This window comes from Streptomyces sp. NPDC006529 (genome assembly GCF_040611795.1).
Lineage (GTDB): Bacteria > Actinomycetota > Actinomycetes > Streptomycetales > Streptomycetaceae > Streptomyces.
Window position 1 is genome coordinate 171289 of sequence record NZ_JBEXPB010000006.1, and the last position, 17391, is coordinate 188679.

Consider the following 17391-nt stretch of genomic DNA (forward strand, 5'->3'; position numbering starts at 1 on the left):
GTCAGCCGGTGTCCCCCGCGGAGGCGGGGGGATCGCAGAAGGTGTCGAGCACGGTCTCGGGCGCGGTGCGGCGCTCGACCAGGGCGCGGGCGATGTCGGTGGGCCGCTGGTGGTGCTGGGAGGCGTAGGCGGGCAGTCCTCTGGCCGCCCGCTCGGGAGTGATGCGGGCGGTCGCCGCGAGCATGCCGCCGGCGGTGTCGAAGACGGCCTTGCCGGAGAGGACCGCCTGGGTGCGGGTGGTGAGGTCCTCGGTGCCCAGCCGGGCGTGGTCCCAGGTCATGAGGGCGGTGGTGGCGACGTCGGCGAGGGCGCACAGGATCGTCGTCTCGCCCTCGTCGAGCGTCAGCGGCCGGCGCGCGAGGAGGTTGAGGGCGCCCACGGCCTCCCCGCGGACGCTCAGCGGGAAGGCGTGTGCGCCGCGGTAGCCCGCCGCACGGGCCAGCGGCACGAAGTCGGGCCAGCGCTCCGGCCGCTCCTCCAGATCGGGGGCGTGGACCACCTCGCCGGAGGCGAAGGCCTCGATGCAGGGCCCCTGACGGATCTGCGCCTGCCACATCTCCGTCAGCTCGACCGTGTGCTCGGTGGCGACGGCGTGCCGCAGCTGCCCGCGGGCGTTGACGAGCGTGACCCCGGCGGCGTCCACGTCCGTCAGGGCGACGCTGTGCCGCAGCATCGCCATGAGCGAGTCGCAGGACCCGTCGGGCGGCCCCGCCAGGGTCAGGGCGTACGCGGTGCCCGCGTCGGCCAGGCGCTGGACGTGGTCGCGGGACCAGGCGGCGAGGTCGGTCGCGACAGGAACAGCCGGCCGGAGGTGTAGAAGCCGATGGAGCCGGGGCCGCGCTCCTCCAGCAGCGCGCGCGAGCGCGAGACGATCCGCTCCATGGCGGTGTCCCCGTCGCTCTCCACCAGCCGCCCGCCCTCCCGCATCAGCGGCCGGGTCAGCCGGTCCGGTCGGACGAGGCGTTGGCCTGCCAGCCGAACAGGTCCTTGGGGCCGAGCCTGCCGCGGTTGACCCGGTCCACCGCGCGCCCGCGCACCCCGACGATGCGGCCGTCGGACACGGCGATGTCCATCGCGTCGCCGTCCGAGTGCAGGATCGACGCCGCCTGTACCCACTTCTGCACCCGCGCCACGTCGAAACCGTCGGCCAGGTAGGTGTCCACCCGTGCCCGCCACGGCAGGTGACGGCCGTGCGGGACCCGGCCGCCCCGGGGTTCGGCGATCCGGTCCACCGAAGCGTTCATGACCACTGCCTCCTCGACTGCGGCCCGGGGTCGCTCACGGGCGTGCGGTTCAGCGGCCCCCAGCGTCCCCGTTGCCGTTTGATCTCCTGCTCCGCCTCCTCGATGACGCCCGCCCCGACCCAGCCCAGCGGCTGCACGTCCGTGACCAGGGGTTCGTTGTCGGGCCCGCGGCCCGCCACCGTGCCGTGCAGCACCCAGGGGCGGACGCGGCGGTCCTTGACCCGGGGGAGGTGCGCGTAGTCGTACAGGCGGCGGGCCGCCCACAACCGCAGCGGGCGGTCCCGCCACCAGGGCTCCACGTCCATGGCGTTCGCCGACAGGCCGGGCAGGGCGATCCCGGTGAGGTCGTCCCGGCTCCCCGGTGTCCCGAGGTCGATGTCGGGCCCCCTCGACCACCGGACGTAGACGCCCGTGCGGCCGTCCAGGAGATCGGTCAGCTCGCCGAGCGAGCCGATCTCCGGCATGCGCGCACTCCGCTTTCCTTCCACGCGCGTCACCTACCCGGGCCCGTGCCCGGCATGCTGGCGAGCGGCCGTCCGGGGAGGCCGCCCGCGCATGCCGGTGAACGTGGGGGCACGGCCCCTCACGTGCCGTGGCAGGTGCCGCCGCGGACCATGTCCAGGTGCATGACGACGACCGGCCGGGCCTTCTTCGCCGCGGTGACGGTCTCGCTGTCCTTGCCCTGGTTGATCTGCTGATCGATCATGGTGAGCGTCTTGGAGTGACCGGCTTCCTGGGTGGCCAGCCACGCCGTGTCGTAGCCCTTGCTCCCGGCCTTGGCCCGGACGTCGGCGAGCGTGTTCTGCTGCTCCCGGGTCGGGGTCTGCGACAAGGTGACGTTGCCCTTCTCGGCCAGGGCGGAGAGGTCGGCGTCCAGCTTGGTGTGGTCGCGGACCAGCGCGGCACCGACCTGCTTGACGCAGTCCGTGGTCGCGTTCTTCTGCGCGTCCTGGCCGGCCGCGATCTCCGCCAGGTTGCTCTGATGGGCCCCCTGGACGAAGTACGCGTCCGCGCTGCCCGGGTCGGGCGCGGCCGTGGCCACGGACACTCCGGAACACGCCAGGGCCGCCGTGCACACGCCGATGATCAGTCTTCTCGTACGCATGGTTTCCTCCCGCGCCGCGGGTGGTCCGGGCGGACCGCGACGACCGCGGCACTCGGCGCCTGTCCAGGCCGCTCAAGAACAAACCAGGGGCCCGTCACCGCCGTCTCCGTACCCGGGGTGCCGCTCGGGGCGGTCGGGCCGGGGCCGGACCGGGCGTTGCGCGGCCAGGTGCGCCTCGGCGGCCAGGAGCGCGGCGTGGGCGTTGCGCTGGCCCGTGAGCAGGCACAGCGCGTACGCGGCGTCGTCGAGCTCGGCGCGCTGGGCGGGGTCGTGGGGCGCGGCCAGGGTGCGGCGGCGGGCGGCGCGGAGCCGGCTGAGCTGTTCGCGCAGCACCCGGGGCTGCGCGCCCGCCGCCGGGGCGCCGCCGACGGGCGGGGTCTGCGCGCGGCTGATCTCCAGACCCAGCAGTGCCTCCAGCAACGGGTCGACGGGCGCGCGGGTCCGCAGGGCGAGGACGGCCACGGAGAGTTCCAGGGTGCTGGTGCGCGCGGACCGGGCCGTGTTGGCGAGGATCCGGCGGGCGGTCGCGGCGGTGCAGGGAACCAGGGCCATCACCACGCCGACGGCCCGCGCGAGGGCGGTCCGGTCGGTGACGCCGTCCGGCGCGGAACGCGGCTGCGCGGGCACCGGACGGTCCGGCGCCGACATCTCATCCATGCGGGGGCTCCTTCGCCGGCTCCGGGTGAAGCCCGATGTCTAGCAGCCGCCGCCCCTGTCCCTGCTGGGCGGGCACTCGCACAGGTGGTCCGCGTCCCTCGATCCGAGCGTGTCCGGGCACCCGGCTTGACGCCCCCGGGTGACGCCGGGGGAGAGCCCGGGGCGCGGCTGGTCGGGTGGTCTGCGCGAGGTGCGGCGGATGAGTGCCCGGCGCGGGGCATAGCTAGGGGATGCCTCTGTCATGGCGCCCCTTGCGCAGAAGACGTGTGAACCCGGCCCCGCCGTCCGGGGCGGTCCGGCCGGCCGGACGGGTGCGGGAGAGGGCCGTGCGCGCCGCCCTGTGCGCGGGCGCGGTCGGCGCCCTCGTCGGCGGCTGCGGCGCCCCCGCCGCGCTGGTGGAGGGGGCGCAGAGCGCGGGCACGGGGTTCGAGCGGGCCCTGCGCTCCGGAGACCACGCGTCGGCCTGCCGGCTGCTGGCACCGGAGACGCTCGGGCAGCTGGAACAGAACGGGAAGACGACGTGCGCGCAGGCCCTGGGCGCGCAGGAGCTGCCGAAGGCGGGCGCGGTGCGCGCGATCGAGGTGTACGGACGGCAGGCCATGCTGCGTCTGGACGGCGACACGCTGTTCCTGTCCCGGTTCAGCGGCGGGTGGAAGGTCGTGGCGGCCGGCTGCACACCCCGGGGCGAGCAGCCCTACCAGTGCGCGCTGAAGGGCGGTTGAGCATGCGTTTCCTCTTCGTGACCTGCCTCGTCGTGGTGGTGGGCGGCCTGGGCTACTTCATCGCGATCGGGGCGATGCACCGATGAGCGCCGACCGGGACGACACCTCACGCCGGGACGACACCTCAGGGCGCAGGGGCGGCTTCTGGCGGGACAACAGCCTCACCCTGGCGTTCGGGGCGGCGTTCCTGCTGGTCCTGTTCGGCCAGGCGCTGGCCGGACACGCCGAGTTCAACGACCAGTTGGCCGTCGACGGGCTCCAGCGCGTCTCCTTGGGCGAGTACGTGACGACCTCCGACTTCGCCGTGGACGTCAGCGAGAACTGGCAGTCGGAGTTCCTGCAGTTCTTCCTCTACATCTTCGGGACCGTGTGGCTGGTCCAGCGCGGCTCACCCGAGTCCAAGGAACTCCACAAGATCGGTACGGAGTCCGAGCGGGAGCAGCGCCTGGGCGACCACGCACGGCGGGACTCGCCCCGCTGGGCCGCTGCGAAGGACTGGCGGCAGGGGCTGTACTCGCGCTCGCTGGGCCTCGTCATGGGCACCTTGTTCCTCGGGTCCTGGCTCGCGCAGTCCATCGCGGGCACCGCGGCCTACGACGAGCAGCAGCTGCGCCGGCTCCAGGACCCCGTCGACTGGGGCACCTACCTCACCCGGCCGGACTTCTGGAGCCGGACCCTGCAGAACTGGCAGTCCGAACTCCTGGCGGTCGCGGCCATGGTGATCCTCTCCGTGTACCTGCGCCAACGGGGCTCACCCGAGTCCAAGCCCGTGGGCGCCGCCCACACGTCGACCGGGGTCGAGGGCTAGGGACCTGAGTCAGGAGGCGGGCCGCCCCCGGCGATCAGCAGTTCGCCGACCGAGGCCGCCAGCGCCGCGCGGCCCGGTTCCGGCATCCCCGCGTCGGTGACGAAGCAGTCGACCCGGTCGAGGGAGGCGAAGCTGCTCAGCGCGACCGTGCCCCATTTGCTGTGGTCGGCCACCACGGCGACCCGCCGGGCCGTCCCGATCAGGGCCCGGTTGGTCTGCGCCTCCGCCAGGTTGGGAGTGCTCAGTCCGGCTTCCTCGCTCGCTCCGTGCACGCCCAGGATCAGCAGGTCCACATGGAGCGTGGAGATCACCATGTCCGCGAGCGGGCCGACCAGCGCGGCGGACGGGGTGGGGGAGCCGCCGGTGAGCAGCAGGGCCGGAGCCCCCGCTTCCCCCCGCTCGCGGGCCGCGGACCGGACGAGTTCGGCGACGGGCAGGGAGTTGGTCAGCAGGGTCAGCCGCGGGACGTCGAGCAGCCGGGCGGCGACCGCGCAGGCGGTGGTGCCGGCCGAGACCGCCACCATGCTGCCGGGCTCGACCAGTCCGGCGGCGGTTTCCGCGATGGCCGCCTTGGCGGCGGTGGCCAGCGGCGTCTTGGCGTCGAACCCGGGCTCCTCGCCGCGGGCGCCGGGGGCCCGGACGGCGCCCCCGTACACCTTCTCCACCAGGCCGCGCGCCGCGAGCGCGTCGAGGTCGCGGCGGACCGTCATGTCGGACACGGCGAGCTGCTCGACCAGCTCGGTGACCCGGACGGCGCCTTCGCGGCGCACCGTCTCCAGGATGAACGAGCGGCGTTGCTGGGCGAGCTGCATGGGCGGCAGGATATCACCCGGGACTGTTCATTCTTGCGGAAGTTTGTTTAGTCTTGTTCGGTGAAGAAGAGCATCGCGCAACTCGCCGACGGCCGTGAACTGATCTACTACGACGTCGACGGCAGCCCCGCGCGCCGGACCGCGCCCGACCTCCGCCCGCTCGACCGCGTCGACAGCGACCCCGTCCTGCGGCAGGACGAAGCCACCGGGGACTGGATCGCCATCGCGGCCCACCGCCAGGCCCGTACCTACCATCCGCCCGCCGACGAGTGCCCCCTGTGCCCCTCCCGGGAGGGCAGGCTCAGCGAGATCCCCGCGGCCGACTACGAGGTCGCGGTGTTCGAGAACCGCTTCCCCTCCCTGGCGGGCGGAGCGGGCCGGTGCGAGGTGGTCTGCTTCACCCCCGAGCACGCCGGCGGCTTCGCCGACCTCACCCCGGAGCGGGCCCGGCTCGTCCTCGACGCCTGGACCGACCGGACGGCGGACCTGTCCGCCCGCCCCGGCGTCGAGCAGGTGTACTGCTTCGAGAACCGCGGGGCCGAGATCGGCGTGACGCTGGCCCATCCGCACGGCCAGATCTACGCGTTCACGCGGGTGCCCCCGCGCACCGTGAAGATGACGGCAGCGGCAGCGGCCCACCGCGCGTCCACCGGCCGCAACCTCTTCGAGGACCTCCTCGCCGGCGCGCGGGCCGATGACGACCGGGTGGTGCTCAGGGGCGAGCACTGGACCGCCTTCGTGCCGTACGCCGCCCGCTGGCCCTACGAGGCGCACCTCTACCCGCACCGCAGGGTCCCGGACCTGACGCGGCTGAACGAGGCGGAGCGCGCCGAGTTCCCCGGTCTCTACCTGGACCTGTTGCGCCGCTTCGACCGCCTCTTCGACCGCCCGGAACCCACCCCGTACATCTCCGCCTGGCACCAGGCGCCCGCCCGCGGCGGCGACGAACTCGCCCTGCACCTGGAGCTGTTCACGGTGCGGCGGACGGCGGACCGGCTCAAGTACCCGGCCGGGACCGAATCCGGCATGGAAGCCTTCATCAACGACATCGCGCCGGAGACGGCCGCACGACGCCTGCGGGAGGCGATGTGAGCACCGACCGCGACACCGCCACCGGCTCCGACCGCCACACCGAGCACGCCCCCGGCCCCGGCACCGGCACCGGCACCGGCACCGACCAGGCCGCGGCCCGGTCGGCGCGGGCCTTCGGCGCGCTCTACGGCGTCCCGCCCGACGGCGTCTGGTCGGCGCCGGGCCGGGTCAACGTCATCGGCGAACACACCGACTACAACGACGGCTTCGCCCTCCCCATGGCGCTGCCGCAGACCACCCGCGTGGCCGCCCGGCGCCGGGACGACGGCGTCCTGCGCCTGCACAGCGCCCTGGACGGCGGCCGGGTCACCGAGCTGCGCGTCGCGGACCTCACCCCGGGCGCGGTCACCGGCTGGGCCCGCTATCCCGCCGGCACCGTCTGGGCGCTGGCGGAAGCCGGGCACCCGGTCGGGGGCGCCGATCTCCACATCGACAGCACGGTGCCGACCGGGGCGGGCCTCTCCTCCTCGGCCGCCCTCGAATGCGCGGTGGCCGTCGCCTACGACGACCTGTACGGCCTCGGGCTGTCCCGCCCCGCGCTCGCCCGGATCGCCCAGCGCGCCGAGAACGGCTTCGCGGGCGTGCCCTGCGGGATCATGGACCAGATGGCCTCCCTGTGCTGCGCCGAAGGAGCCGCGCTCCACCTCGACAGCCGCACCCTGGAGCACCATCAGGTGCCCTTCGACCTCGCCGCCCACGACCTCGCGCTGCTGGTCCTCGACACCCGCGTGCAGCACGACCTCGGCGACGGCGCGTACGCCGCCCTGCGCGCCGGGTGCGAACGCGCGGCCGGCCTCCTCGGGCTGCCCGCCCTGCGCGACCTGCCCGCCGACCGGCTGCGCGAGGCGCTCGGCGCGCTTCCGGCCGAGGCCGTGCCCCTGGTCCGCCACGTGGTGACGGAGAACGCCCGGGTCACCGAGGCGGCCGCCCGCCTCGCGGCGGGTGACACGCCCGCCCTCGGCCCGCTGCTGACCGCCGGGCACGCGTCCCTGCGGGACGACTTCCGGGTGTCCTGCGCGGAGACCGACCTCGCCGTGGACGCCGCGCTCGCGGCGGGAGCGCTGGGCGCCCGTATGACCGGCGGGGGCTTCGGCGGTTCGGTGATCGCCCTCGTCCCCGCCGCCCTCGCGGATCCGGTCGCGGCCGCCGTCACCGCCGCCTTCACGCGCGCCGGCCACCACCGGCCGTCCGTCCTGACGGCCGTCCCCTCCCGGGGCGCGGCCCGCCTGTGCTGAGCCGCCGGAGGTACGGGGCTCCGGCCGCGCTCACCCCGCGGGGGGCGCGCCGGCCGGGGCCGGGCAGGGCGCGGTGCTCGCCCGCACGACGAGCTCGGGTTCCACCGAGGCGGGTACGGCCGGCGCGCCGGGGTCCGCGATGTGCCGCAGCAGTTCGCCCACGGCCAGCGCTCCCATGTGGGCGAAGGGCTGCGCGACCGTGGTCAGGGGCGGGGTGCAGTACTCCGCCAGCTCGATGTCGTCCACGCCCACCACGGAGATGTCCTCGGGCACCCGGCGCCCGCACTCGTGCAGTGCCCTGGTCACGCCGAAGGCCATCTCGTCGCTCGCCACGAACACGGCGGTGACGTCCGGGATGCGGCCGAGGATGAGCCCGGCCCGGTAGCCCGACGCCGGTGACCAGTCGCCCTCCAGCGGTGGCGGCACGGACCGGCCCGCCTCCTCCAGCGCCGCACGCCAGCCGTCGCGCCTGCTCGCGGCCTCCAGCCACTGCGCGGGACCGGCCACGTGCCAGACGGTTGTGTGCCCGAGGTCGAGCAGGTGCCGGGTCGCCAGCCGGGCGGCGAGGTCCTGGTCGACAGCGACGACACCCGTCGCGTCGGTCCGTGAGCCGTCGATGGCGATGGTGGGCGTGGTGCGGGTGAGCTGCTCGATCCTGTCGCTGCTGTGGATCAACGGCACCGACAGGATGACCCCCTCCACCCCCTGGTCGGCCAGCCGCGCCAGGGCCCGCTCGATGGCGGAGGTGTCCAGGGAGGTCGTCGTCGCGGTGCTGACCGCGTACCCGGCGGCCTGCGCGGTGTGCTCGATGCCCGAGATGACGGCGGCCCGCGAATAGGACGTGGTCTGGAGGGTCACCACGCCGATGGTGCGGCTGCGGCCCGAACTGAGCATCCGCGCCGCGTTGTTGCGGCGGTAGCCGAGCTGCTCCACCGCGGCCGCCACCTTGGCCCGCGTCCGGTCCTGGACGCCCGGGTGCCCCGAGAGCACCCGGGAAACCGTCTGCGCGGACACCCCGGCGACCCGGGCGACGTCGGCCATCCCCGGCGGACGCCCCTGGTCGCCGGCGCTGCGCTTCACCACGGATTCCTTTGCCGTCACAAGGACGGATGGTATCGCTCCCCAAGGGCCCGGCTGGTGGTTGTCCGGCGCCCCGCCCCTCCTGTGACATCCATTGGCATCGATAACATTCTCTGCCATAGTTCCGAACCATCGAGGCGCACTGGGGCCTGTGGAACGGCGGATTCGACGCCGGAAGACGGAAAGGCATCGATAACATCCCGTGACCACCACCTCCGCACCCACGACCACCTCCGGGTCCGCGCCCCCCTCCCAGGCCTGCACCGGTGCGCCCCCGCCGGACCGGCCCCCGGCCACGCTCACCCACACCGCGGGCGCCTTCCTGCGCGACGGCCGGCCGCACCGCGTGCTGTCCGGCTCCCTCCACTACTTCCGCGTCCACCCGGACCAGTGGGAGGACCGCCTCCGGCGGGTGGCCGCCCTCGGCCTGAACACCGTCGACACCTACGTCCCGTGGAACTTCCACGAACACACCCGGGGCGACGTCCGGTTCGACGGCTGGCGCGACCTCGACCGGTTCGTCCGCCTCGCCCAGCGCACGGAACTCGACGTGATCGTCCGCCCCGGCCCCTACATCTGCGCCGAATGGGACAACGGCGGACTCCCGGCCTGGCTGACCGGCAGGCCCGGGATGCGGCCGCGCACCTCGTACCCGCCGTTCCTGGAGGCCGTCGGGCGCTGGTTCGACCAGCTGATCCCGCGGGTGGCGGCCCTCCAGGCCCGCAACGGCGGACCCGTCGTCGCCGTACAGATCGAGAACGAGTACGGCAGTTACGGCGACGACCGCGGCTACGTCCGCTGGGTCCGCGACGCCCTGGTCGCCCGCGGCATCACCGAACTCCTCTACACCGCCGACGGTCCCACCCCGTTGATGCTCGACGCGGGCACCGTCCCCGGCGAACTCGCGGCCGCCACTTTCGGCTCGCGCCCCGCCGAGGCGGCCGCGCTGCTGCGCGCGCGCCGCCCCGACGAGCCCTTCCTCTGCGCCGAATTCTGGAACGGCTGGTTCGACCACTGGGGCGAGGAGCACCACGTCCGGTCGGCCGCGGACGCCGCCGACACCGTCGCCGGCATCCTGGACGCGGGCGGCTCCGTCAGCCTCTACATGGCGCACGGCGGCACCAACTTCGGGCTGTGGTCCGGCGCCAATCACGACGGCGACCGGCTGCAACCGACCGTCACCAGTTACGACTCGGACGCACCGGTCGCCGAACACGGCGCCCTCACGCCCAAGTTCCACGCCCTCCGCGAGAAGCTGATGGCCCCCGGCGCCGCCGCGGGCCGCCCCCTTCCCGCCGATCCGCCCCTCCTGAGCCCCCGTACCCTCCCGGTGACCCGCGGGGCCGCCCTGCTCGACGGGCTGCGCGCGACCGTCGAACCGGTCCACGCCCCCACACCGCTCAGCTTCGAGGAACTCGGCCAGTCCCACGGCCTGGTCCTGTACACGGCCCACCCGCTCCTGCCGCCCGGCACCCACCCCCTGACCGTCACCGGGCTGCACGACCGGGCGCAGGTCTTCGCCGACGGCGTACCCGTGGCGGTCCTCGACCGGGAGACCGCCTCCTGCACCCTGGCCGGAGCCGGAGAACGCGTCCGGCTGGAGCTCCTGGTGGAGAACCAGGGCCGCGTCAACTACGGACCGCTCCTCGGCCAGGGCAAGGGGATCCTCGGCGGGGTGCGCGTGGACCGGCGCCTGGTGCACGGCTGGAGCATGCACCGGCTGCCCCTCGACGCGTGGACGCCGCAGGACCTCGCGCGGGCCCCCTCGCTCGCCGCGCCCGGCGCGGCCACGGGCTTCGCCACCGCCTCCCTGGTCCTGGACGAACCGGCCGACACCTTCCTCGCCCTGCCTGGCTTCGGCAAAGGGTTCCTCTGGGTCAACGGCGCTCTGCTGGGCCGCTATTGGAAGATCGGGCCGCAGCGCACCCTCTACCTCCCGCACCCGTTCCTGCGCGCGGGCCGCAACACCCTCACCCTGCTCGAACTGGAGCACTTCGGCGACGCGGTCGTGCTGCGCGACGGACCGGACCTCGGGCCGCCGCACGAGTTCGTCGAGACCTTCGACTGACGCCGCGACCCCGGGCCCCCGCTCCACGACCCGCCCGCCGCGCCGGCCCGGCGCCCTCCGACGCCCTCCCCACGGGCATCCCCCCACACGGCAGCCCCGCACAACGGACGAGGGCTGGCGGACGACGAAGGAACGAGGAGGATCCGTGTCAGCCTCAACTCCGGCACCCACCCCGCGCGGCACACTCGCGCATGCGGCGGTGGCGTTCACCGTGGCCGTGACGGCGGTGACCGCACTGACCGCGATGCCCGCGATGGCCGCCCCACCCGCCGCCGGCGCAGCGGCACACGCAGTCCCACCGGCCGCCGCCGCCCCACCCGCCCCGCCCGCCGCGGCCACCTACACCGTCACCGTCGGCTCGAAGGGATCCTGGACCCAGCCGGACGACACCCCGGCCGCCCCCTACCTCGACAAGGACGGCACCTTCTACTACCAGCAGGCCCACGCGCTCTACGGCGCCTCGGAACAACGCCGGTGGACCTTCTACACGGGCACGGACTTCGACACCGCCACCCGCTCCGGCGCGCTGAGCGACGCGGTGAACCCCGCCAACGGCAAGGACCGCAACAACGACACCACGTGGCGCTGCAACAACAGCCCGACGGGGCTGACGTCGACCAGCGCCCCCTCCGGGTCCGGCTACTCCCAGCCCAACTTCTGCGACCTCGTCGGCGTGTGGACCGACCCCGACACCGGCGACTGGTACGGCCTCGTCCACAACGAGTTCACCCCGCAGCCCTTCGGCGACGGCGTCCACTTCGACGGCATCGACTACGCGGTCTCCACCGACCAGGGCCGTACCTGGACCATCAAGAACCACGTCATCACCTCCCCGTACAGCACCGCGCGCGGCGACACCACGGCGTTCCCCCAGCAGACCTACTCCTACGGCGACGGTGATCCGCGGCTGTTCGCCGACACCGCCTCGGGCTACTTCTACGTGTTCTACGGCTCGCGGATCGTGGACAAGGGCAGCGGCTGGAAGGCGTTCCACGAGCACGTGGCCCGGGCCCCCATCTCGGCCAAGATGGCGCCCGGCTCCTGGCAGAAGTGGTACGACGGGGCCTGGTCCCAGCCCGGCGTCGGCGGCCGGGAGAGCAACATGGTGCCGGTCGACCAGGCCGGCTCGACCGGCTACACCCCCGCCGACCGCGAGTACGACCCGGCGCGCGCCGGTACGGCCGCCCAGCAGATCCAGGCCGGCACGCTGCCCGCGACCTCACCGCTGTTCGTCATGGACGTCACCTACAACGCGTACCTCGGTCTGTACGTGGGCGAGCCCCAGGCCGTCAACCAGGACGGGACGGCGCCCCAGCAGTTCTACGTCACCGACAACCTCGCCACCCAGAAGTGGCGTCTGCTCGGGGACACCGGCAGCTACACCACCGCGTCCTGGTACCGGTGGTTCCTCGACCCCGCGAACAGGACCGGCTCGGCCATCGTCGGCAAGGACTTCCGCTCCTACTGCTCGTTCGGCTGCTCGGGCGGCTCCTCCAGCGAGTACGTCAACGTCTCCCTCGGCACCTCGGCCCCCGCCGCGCCCCTGGACACGAGCAAGGTCTACCGGATCGGCGCGGGCGGCCGCGTCCTCGCCCAGGTCCCGGGCAGCGCCGCGACCACCTCCCAGTCGGCCACCGGATCCGGCGCGGAAGGCTGGATCTTCACCGCGAACGGCGACGGCAGCTACCGCGTGGCCAACGCGTCCAGCGGGGGACTGCTGGGCGTCGACTCCACGGCGACCGCGCAGCGGGCGTGGGGGACCAAGCCCACCGTCACCGCACCCGGCGCCGGCGGCCCCGCCGTCGGCCGGCAGTGGTTCATCGTCCCCGGTACCTCCGCCTCCGACGGCGGTTCCACCGGCACGTACCGCCTCGTGAACCGCTACAGCGGACTGGTCATCGGCATCTCCGCCACCTCCTCCCGGCTCGCGGAGACCATCCCGGCGCGCTCCTGGACCGGCCCGGCCGGTGGGACCGCGGGCTCGCGCACCGCGGCCGAACAGGCCCTGACCCTGACGGCGGTGGGCGCCGTACCCGACTCCCTCGGCGGCGTCCGCACGCTCCTCGCGGGCGGCATGGCGCTCGACGACCCGCAGCACAGCACCACGCCCGGCACCCAGCTCATCACCTACACCCCCCACGGCGGTGCCAACCAGAAGTGGAGGTTCACCCGGCAGCCGGACGGCTCCTACGAGATAGCCAACACCGAATCCGGCCTGTGCGCCGACATCAGCGACGGCTCCACCGCGGCGGGCGCCAAAGTGATCCAATGGACCTGCCACGGTGGCGCCAACCAGCGCTGGACCGCCATCCGTGGCCAGGACGGCACGTACACCGTCACCTCGGTCCGCAGCGGACTGCTCCTCACCACGACATCGACGGCCGCCGGTTCCCCGGTGACCCAGCAGCCGGCCACCGGCTCCGCACTCCAGCGGTGGACCATCACCTGACGACCTCCCGGCATCCGGGGGCCGTCGCTCAATGAACCTCGAGCCAGCCCCGCTGGGCCGCCTTGAGACCCGCCTCGAAACGGCTGGCGGCGCCCAGACGCTCCATGATCGAGGCCATGTGCCGGCTGACGGTGCGTGAGGAGATGCCCAGCCGCTGGCCGGCGGCCTCGTCCGTGAGGCCGCCCGCCAGCAGGCTCAGGAGCTCCCGCTCGGTGTCGCTCAGGCCGGTCCTGGGGTCGTCCGGGCGGACCGCGCCGAGCGGGACGGCGCCGGCCCAGGTCTGCTCGAAGAGGCCGAGCAGCGCACTGACGATCCCGGGTTCGGTGACGTGCAGCGCACCCTTGCGGGTGTCGGCCGGATCGATCGGCACCAGGGCGTGGGTGCGGTCGAAGATGACCAGGCGCTGGGGCAGCACCGCGGCTGTGCGCACCTCGCTGCCGTGGCTGAGCAGCCAGTGCGAATGCACCGTGGTGTGCGGGTCGTTGCGCGTCGTGTCCTGGTAGAGGGTCTTCATGACGACCCCCCGGGCCAGCGGCTCCTCGTCGGCGGCCCGCGCCGCCGCGAGGTCCTCCGGCCGGTGGCTGGCGCCGGGGTGGACCCCCAGACACTCCTGGCTCATGGCCCGCGCCAGCTGCTCGATGCGGCCCTGGATGGCGTCCATGCCGAGCAAGCGCTCGCCATGGGCGGCCTGGGAGGCGGCGCGTTCGGCGACCAGACGGGTCACGGCGGCCCGGGAGACCGCGAGGTCGGCCTGCCGGGCGGCCAGCTCCGCCTCCTCGCGGGCGAGCATGTCGGCCAGGCCGACCTCGGGCGAGACCGCCCGCATCTGGCCGGGATGCTCGCTGGAGGCGCGCACCAGCGTCAGGCGCCCGAGTTCGTCCAGGCAGTCGTGGACCTGCACGGGGCTCATCCCGCACTCCTCGGCGAGACGAGTCACTCCCAGGTCGGGATGGTCGAGCATGGCGCGGTAGACGGTGCTCGCGGGCAGGCCCAGGCCCAGTGATTCCAGCATGACGTGAAACTCCCCCGTGTGACGTGCGCACCCCCCCGGTGCGCACAGGTCGAATGGTTTCACCGAAGGACCCTCCCTTCAAGATCCGTAAGGCAAGGATTGGCTCATGAAGTGACATGTACCTGCCATTGCGTCGGGAAGTCGACAGGCGAGCCGCCGCCAGCCTTCCGCCCTTCCCGAGGGGGTGACCCGGCGGCAAAGCTGTACATCGCCGACCGGGAGCACCGGGGCGGCGAACGGACACCGGAACGTGGATCGACCCCGGGGCAGCCGCGCCGTCCCGATCAACTACCGTTCCTTCAGGAGGGATCACACGCCATGCTCAGCACCCGTCGCGCTCTGGCTGCCGCCGCCGCTCTCATCGCCGTCATGGTGGGCGCACTGCCCGCCGCGGCCGCCACCCCGCAGACGACGGCCACCGTCCACGCCAACGACAACGCCCAGTGGGGCTAGCCGCGGGATGGAGCTCGTCTACACGAGCCTGAGGCGACGTGTCGCGGACCGGCCCGGACCGACGGGCGACCAGGCCGAGGTAGCCGAGGTCCTCGGCATCCTGTGGGCGCACACCGCTCCGGCGGACGGTCTGGAACACATCACCGGGATCGTCGAGAGCGACCGGATCGACCTTCTGCTGTTCCTCCTGCCGACTTCCGCAGTCGGCCCGGACGGCCCGGATGGCCCGGACGGCCCGGACGGCCGCTCCGGCCGCGGCTGCGTCGAACGGGCCGCCGCCCTGCTCACCCGTAGCCACCTGGCCTCACCCGTGCTGCACCGGCGCTACCTGCCTCCTGCGGAGACGGCGGGCCCGCCGGGCGGACACACGGGAGCCTGACCACCCGCCGTCGGCCCTCCATCCGCCGTAGGCCCCTCACCCGGCTGTCCGCCATCCTCGCGCGACGCGGAGTCGCTTCGCCGTGTCCGCACACGGGCTACACCCTTCGACGCCTCGGCCGACGGTCGCGGTGCGTCATCTGACATCACTCTGCTAGGAGTCACGCAGCCATGCCCAGAAGCAAGTTCTCCGTACGGGGTATCCGCCTGGCGGCGATCGCGGCGACAGGTACGGCCCTCGGCGCCGGTGCGCTGGTGCTGATGACGCTGGAACCCGGTGGCCACGCGTCGGCCACGACCCCGGTCGCCGCGGCTGCCACGGCAACGGCGCAGGCCGGGGGCGCCTCGCCCACCCCGTCAGCGACGGCTCCCGGTACGCCCGCGGCGACTGTTCCCGCGGCCTCGGTTTCCCGCCCGGCCGGGCTGCCGGCCTCCTCACCCGGCGCCACCACCGCCCCGACCGCTGTCCACAGCGAGTTGGTCGCGCCGTCGCCCGACATCCCGGCGGGGCTTCCCCTTGACGTCCGGCTCGCCTTCACCGCAGGGGACTTCCGGCCCGGTGGCGGTCCCGGCGAGTTCTCCGTCGTCCTCACCAACCGCACGGCCAAGGCCTACACGTCGCTGGATCCCATGCTCCAGGTGATCCCCGCTTCGGGCACCGCCTTCAAGGGCGCGCTCGACCGGTTCGATCCCACGGCCCGCGACTGGCGGACGGTCGCGGTCCCGGACACCGACGTGGCGCCGATCGGAGCGTCGGCACCCACGCCCTTCACCGTGCCGGCCAAGGGATCTCTGACCATCCGGTACCGGCTGACGCTCCCGTCGGACCAGTCGGCCCAGCGGACCGACGTCATGGCCTACGCGATCGGCTCCGACGGCAAGCAGCTCGGCGTCGCCACGGGCGTGCTTCCGACCGCCAACCGCTGATCGGCCCCTCACTTTTCCCCGTCTTTCCCATCCTGTCCTGACAGAAGGAATCATTGTGTTCACGTCTCATCGCCGCAGCATTTCCAACGGAGTTGCAGCGCTTCTTCTGGGATCCTCCCTCGGTCTGTTCGGTGCCCCGTCCGCTCAGGCCTCGACACTCGGCGATGCGATCGTGAGCAGCGCGACCGCCCAGCTCGGGAGTTCGGCGTGCGGAAACGGCGGCGCCGGTTACTACGCACCGGGCAGCGATCAGTCGAGCAGTTGCTCCGGCGGGAGCCGGACCCACGCGTGGTGTGCGGACTTCGCGGGCTGGATCTGGGCCCAGAACGGGGTGAAGGGGCTCGCGCCGCTCAACGACCTCGCGAACAGCTTCGCTTCGTACGGCACCGGCCTCTCGTCCACTCCGCACCCCGGCGACGCCGTCTTCTTCCACCCGAACGGCTTCTCCGGCACCGACTACGACCACGTTGCGATCGTGACCGCCGTGTACCCGAACGGGAACATCGACTGGATCGGCGGCAACCAGGGCGGCAACGGTGGCGCGGTCACGCGCAACAGCAACATGCCCGGTACGGTCGGCGCCACCGAGTGGACCAGCGGTGGCTACAGCGTGCACCTCAAGGGGTTCGTCAGCCCGGTCGGCAGCGCGCCTGCGGCTGCGAAGACCTCACCCGTATCGATGGATGCGGCGGGGACGCATGTGGCGTTCGTGGACACCAATGGTGATCTGGCGAATGACTGGGTGAGCAACGGCGGGTGGCAGGGTCCGTCCGGCCTGGGCGGCAAGGCGAGGTCCGATTCGCCGGTGGTCCTCAATGCGAATTCCGATCACGCCTTCTTCATCGATGCCAATGGCAACGTGATGAATGACTGGGTGAGCAATGGTGCCTGGCAGGGTCCGTCGGCGACCGGTGGGAAGGCGCGGGCCGGCTCTCCGCTGGTGACCAATGCGGCGGGCACGATGGTGGCCTTCGTCGACACCAGCGGCAATGTGGTCAATGACTGGGTTGCCAATGGTGCCTGGGCCGGTCCTGCGGGAATGGGTGGTCAGGCGCGTTCGGATACGCCTCTGGCGATGAGTGCCAATGGTGATCACCTGTTCTTCATCGATGCCAATGGCAGTGTGGCGAACGACTGGGTGGCCAATGGCGGGTGGCAGGGTCCGTCGGGTATCGGTGGCCAGGCGCGTGCCGGTTCCGGTCTGGCCACTGACGCTTCCGGTACGCATGTCGCTTTCGTCGACACCAATGGGAACGTCGCCAATGACTGGGTTGCCAATGGTGCCTGGGCCGGTCCTGCGGGAATGGGTGGTCAGGCGCGTTCGGATTCGCCTCTGGCGATGAGTGCCA

At 73.2% G+C, this 17391-nt stretch carries 17 protein-coding genes and 1 pseudogene; 10 read left to right on the top strand and 8 right to left on the bottom strand.

All coding sequences use genetic code 11. From position 1 onward, the window contains the following. Position 1: 1 nt before the first annotated feature. The 5 genes and pseudogenes from ABZY31_RS07710 to ABZY31_RS07730 form a co-directional block, all read right to left on the bottom strand. On the bottom strand, positions 2 to 679 hold the full coding sequence (locus ABZY31_RS07710) for a GAF and ANTAR domain-containing protein (protein WP_356405891.1): 678 nt from the start codon (positions 677 to 679) through the stop codon (positions 2 to 4). Positions 680 to 792: 113 nt separating this feature from the next. Then, positions 793 to 1244, bottom strand: a pseudogene (locus ABZY31_RS07715) (nitrate reductase); the annotation flags it as partial. After that, positions 1241 to 1708, bottom strand: a complete 468-nt coding sequence (locus ABZY31_RS07720; RefSeq protein ID WP_356405893.1) for a DUF6098 family protein — start codon at positions 1706 to 1708, stop codon at positions 1241 to 1243. The pseudogene ABZY31_RS07715 and the gene ABZY31_RS07720, both read right to left, overlap by 4 nt. A gap of 119 nt (positions 1709 to 1827) precedes the next feature. Further along, positions 1828 to 2349 (bottom strand): DUF4142 domain-containing protein, encoded by a 522-nt coding sequence (locus tag ABZY31_RS07725; protein ID WP_356405895.1) that lies wholly within the window; start codon positions 2347 to 2349, stop codon positions 1828 to 1830. Positions 2350 to 2421: 72 nt separating this feature from the next. Further along, positions 2422 to 3006 carry a DUF5133 domain-containing protein gene (locus tag ABZY31_RS07730; RefSeq protein WP_356405896.1) on the bottom strand — a complete coding sequence of 195 codons (585 nt, stop codon included), beginning with the start codon at positions 3004 to 3006 and terminating at the stop codon, positions 2422 to 2424. Positions 3007 to 3332: 326 nt separating this feature from the next. On the opposite strand from ABZY31_RS07730, the gene ABZY31_RS07735 reads away from it, so the two are divergent. Both ABZY31_RS07735 and ABZY31_RS07740 read left to right on the top strand, forming a co-directional pair. Next, the gene (locus ABZY31_RS07735; protein ID WP_356405898.1) at positions 3333 to 3728 is read left to right on the top strand and encodes a hypothetical protein; all 396 of its coding nucleotides are present in this window, start codon (positions 3333 to 3335) and stop codon (positions 3726 to 3728) included. Positions 3729 to 3810: 82 nt separating this feature from the next. Then, on the top strand, positions 3811 to 4536 hold the full coding sequence (locus ABZY31_RS07740; protein ID WP_356405899.1) for a DUF6766 family protein: 726 nt from the start codon (positions 3811 to 3813) through the stop codon (positions 4534 to 4536). On the opposite strand, the gene ABZY31_RS07745 is transcribed toward ABZY31_RS07740, so the two are convergent. Further along, positions 4533 to 5348, bottom strand: coding sequence for a DeoR/GlpR family DNA-binding transcription regulator (locus ABZY31_RS07745; protein ID WP_356405901.1), 816 nt, complete (start codon positions 5346 to 5348; stop codon positions 4533 to 4535). The two genes, ABZY31_RS07740 and ABZY31_RS07745, sit on opposite strands and share 4 nt — an antisense overlap. A 60-nt stretch (positions 5349 to 5408) precedes the next feature. Here ABZY31_RS07745 and galT point away from each other — a divergent pair, with 60 nt between their 5' ends. Together galT and galK are read left to right on the top strand one after the other, a co-directional pair. Beyond that, on the top strand, positions 5409 to 6440 hold the full coding sequence (gene galT / locus ABZY31_RS07750; protein WP_356405903.1) for a galactose-1-phosphate uridylyltransferase: 1032 nt from the start codon (positions 5409 to 5411) through the stop codon (positions 6438 to 6440). After that, a complete protein-coding gene (gene galK, locus ABZY31_RS07755; RefSeq protein ID WP_356405905.1) occupies positions 6437 to 7675 on the top strand; it encodes a galactokinase in 1239 nt (412 codons plus the stop codon). Before galT ends, galK begins: the two co-directional genes overlap by 4 nt. A gap of 30 nt (positions 7676 to 7705) precedes the next feature. Here galK and ABZY31_RS07760 read toward each other — a convergent pair whose 3' ends face one another. Beyond that, on the bottom strand, positions 7706 to 8716 hold the full coding sequence (locus ABZY31_RS07760) for a LacI family DNA-binding transcriptional regulator (RefSeq protein WP_356405997.1): 1011 nt from the start codon (positions 8714 to 8716) through the stop codon (positions 7706 to 7708). Positions 8717 to 9077: 361 nt separating this feature from the next. Here ABZY31_RS07760 and ABZY31_RS07765 point away from each other — a divergent pair, with 361 nt between their 5' ends. Beyond that, positions 9078 to 10823: a beta-galactosidase family protein gene (locus tag ABZY31_RS07765; RefSeq protein WP_356405999.1), complete on the top strand. Its 1746-nt coding sequence runs from the start codon at positions 9078 to 9080 to the stop codon at positions 10821 to 10823. Between the two features lie 244 nt (positions 10824 to 11067). Further along, on the top strand, positions 11068 to 13272 hold the full coding sequence (locus ABZY31_RS07770) for an RICIN domain-containing protein (protein ID WP_356406001.1): 2205 nt from the start codon (positions 11068 to 11070) through the stop codon (positions 13270 to 13272). Positions 13273 to 13300: 28 nt separating this feature from the next. On the opposite strand, the gene ABZY31_RS07775 is transcribed toward ABZY31_RS07770, so the two are convergent. After that, positions 13301 to 14284 (bottom strand): LuxR C-terminal-related transcriptional regulator, encoded by a 984-nt coding sequence (locus ABZY31_RS07775; RefSeq protein WP_356405907.1) that lies wholly within the window; start codon positions 14282 to 14284, stop codon positions 13301 to 13303. Between the two features lie 318 nt (positions 14285 to 14602). On the opposite strand from ABZY31_RS07775, the gene ABZY31_RS07780 reads away from it, so the two are divergent. From ABZY31_RS07780 to ABZY31_RS07795, 4 genes are all read left to right on the top strand, one after another. Next, positions 14603 to 14737, top strand: a complete 135-nt coding sequence (locus ABZY31_RS07780) for a hypothetical protein (RefSeq protein WP_356405909.1) — start codon at positions 14603 to 14605, stop codon at positions 14735 to 14737. A gap of 7 nt (positions 14738 to 14744) precedes the next feature. Then, on the top strand, positions 14745 to 15116 hold the full coding sequence (locus ABZY31_RS07785; RefSeq protein ID WP_356405911.1) for a hypothetical protein: 372 nt from the start codon (positions 14745 to 14747) through the stop codon (positions 15114 to 15116). Positions 15117 to 15286: 170 nt separating this feature from the next. Next, positions 15287 to 16042 (top strand): hypothetical protein, encoded by a 756-nt coding sequence (locus ABZY31_RS07790; protein WP_356405913.1) that lies wholly within the window; start codon positions 15287 to 15289, stop codon positions 16040 to 16042. A 172-nt stretch (positions 16043 to 16214) separates the two neighbouring features. Continuing rightward, on the top strand, positions 16215 to 17391 hold a 1177-nt coding region (locus ABZY31_RS07795), incomplete at its 3' end, for a CHAP domain-containing protein (RefSeq protein WP_356405915.1).